This is a genomic window from Vibrio sp. 1562 (assembly GCF_033340155.1).
GTDB classification, from domain to species: Bacteria; Pseudomonadota; Gammaproteobacteria; order Enterobacterales; family Vibrionaceae; genus Vibrio; species Vibrio alginolyticus.
In genome coordinates this window covers 1-2,172 of sequence record NZ_JAWOVY010000071.1, presented here as the reverse complement: position 1 = coordinate 2,172, position 2,172 = coordinate 1, and the positions used below count along the sequence as shown (strand labels likewise).

The window sequence follows — 2,172 nt, the reverse complement described above, 5'->3', positions numbered from 1 at the left end:
TTTGGTCGGGTAGACGACACTTGTTACCAAGTGCGGCCCCCCTAAGAACCCAGCGTGCAACTTTCACTGCACTAGGCTCAAGCCTTCACGAAGGCATCGTTTTGATACCCAGCAACTTATAAAGCAGCGAGAGTAGGCTCCTTCCAAGAGTTACGAGCTTGCCTTTTTGACTTTCTCTTAGCCAAGTATTCTTGGTGTTGAGGATCATATGGTGTCGCTGCACTTCGGATTTTTACATGCCTCTCGATTGGTACTTTGGCTATTTGGAAGAGATTGAACTGGCAATCCATATCCATGATCTTCTGCCAACCATGAAAATGCCATTGGCCTTTTCGGTTGACGAAGTATTTAAGGGCCACCCAAGTTTTGGATTTTGTCGGATGACGCCTCACTGCCCAGTGCCATAATGCAAGAAATAGCTTATGACCAACACATCCGAATACCTGTTTAGCCACGCAATGGCGATAATAATTAGCCCAACCCCTTAATTTCGGATTTATCAGTTTGATAAGATCGTTTACAGAGGTTGTTGCATGCTTTTTGATGAGTTCGCGCAGATTACTCAAGAACAGCAATGTGTTAGATTTACTCGGTTTAATGAGCAATTTCCCTTTGTACTTTCTGTGATTGAACCCTAGAAAGTTAAAGCCGTTATCGATGTGTGTAATGTGCGTTTTCTCTTCGGATAATGTTAATCCTCTTTCCGCTAAAAAGTCAGCGATCAACGGTTTGATATCGTTCTCCAACACTTCCTTTGAAGCACAGGTGACGACGAAATCGTCGGCGTATCCAATAAAATTGGCTCTAGTACCCTTTTTGAGGGCTGTAGACTGAATATGCTGCTCAAGTCCAGCAAGAGTCATTAGCATCAAGGTTGGTGATATTATCCCACCTTGTGGTGTTCCCTCATCGGTGCGATAAAACAGACCTTTGTCCATAAAGCCAGATTTTAGCCATTGTTCCAACATTCTCTTATCAATAGCGATGTTATCAAGAAGCCATTGATGGCCGATCTTGTCGAAACAAGCTTTAATATCCCCTTCAAGTACCCATTTAGCTGATTTCTTTAATGCCAAACATTTGAAACACTGCCCAATTGCATCGGCAGTACTGCGATTTGGCCTAAACCCATAACTGTTGGGGTCAGCAAGCGTTTCCGATATAGGCTCTAATGCAAGAAGATGGAGGGCTTGTTGCGCTCTGTCTATCATGCATGGAATTCCCAGTGGTCTGAGCTTGCCGTTCTTCTTGGGGATGTAGATACGCTTGAGCGGTTGGGCTTTGTACGCCTTTCGACTCAATTGATTAACTGCTTTTATGCGGCGTGCATCTGTGTTCCAGATGACACCATCTATTCCAGGCGTTTTACTACCTTTATTTTGAGATACTCGCCTTACTGCAAGAAGCTTGGCTGAGCGAGAATGAGTTAGTATCCACTGCAAGGCTTTCGCTTTACCGTGTTTACCTTCTCTAGTTGCCTTTGCGATACGCATCTGAAGCTTTAATACATGCGATTCAATGGGTTTCCAGTCGATAGACTGCCATTGAGCGCTGTCAGGAGAGGCACTAATCTCTTTAGAAATCATCATTTGCGTTTCTCCTTAAATAAAGTTCTTCAAACTTTCTCGCAACGAAAGACCAGTCGGAAGTGGGCTCACTTTCGTGACCAGACACGAGTCTGTATCTGCATCGTTACAATGCAGCCTTCGCTTTCTCCGACCTCCTTTACCCGCATCGCTATCGGCCACAAAGGCTTTCCCATAGGGAGCGATACAGGCTTACCCTGTTCCGTATGTTACGTAAAATGTCAACTTAGATGCCCACTCTAGTGCGGAGAGTACTTTGATCACGAAAGGCCAATGCCCAACTCCTTTCCGACTCTCGTTGCCGTTTTGGCCACAGCGTATTAACCACTTCCGCTGCTTCATCGTATAACGCACCTTTAATGGATTCACATACGTTCATCATATTGACTCCCTAGCACTTACCCGAATTGTGGTTTTCAGGAGGAACATCTTCTCACGATTTTGTTCCCACTCAGCCTAACGGCCAAGTTTCGTTACATTGTCAGATCCGCTGCTTTATTCAGGATCCTAGGGTCATCTGGTGATACAGATGGTTCACTCTTGTCGTGGTGAACAACGCTTCATACGACTTCAGGTCGCACGGGCA

Annotated in this window: 2 protein-coding genes; both read right to left on the bottom strand. The window is 45.1% G+C overall.

Annotation, left to right across the window (positions count from 1 at the left end; translation table 11 throughout):
* Positions 1-116 precede the first annotated feature (116 nt).
* Positions 117-1,589, bottom strand: a complete 1,473-nt coding sequence (gene ltrA, locus R7Z49_RS23205; RefSeq protein ID WP_318112095.1) for a group II intron reverse transcriptase/maturase — start codon at positions 1,587-1,589, stop codon at positions 117-119.
* Between the two features lie 223 nt (positions 1,590-1,812).
* Positions 1,813-1,968 carry a hypothetical protein gene (locus R7Z49_RS23200; RefSeq protein ID WP_167542826.1) on the bottom strand — a complete coding sequence of 52 codons (156 nt, stop codon included), beginning with the start codon at positions 1,966-1,968 and terminating at the stop codon, positions 1,813-1,815.
* Positions 1,969-2,172 lie beyond the last annotated feature (204 nt).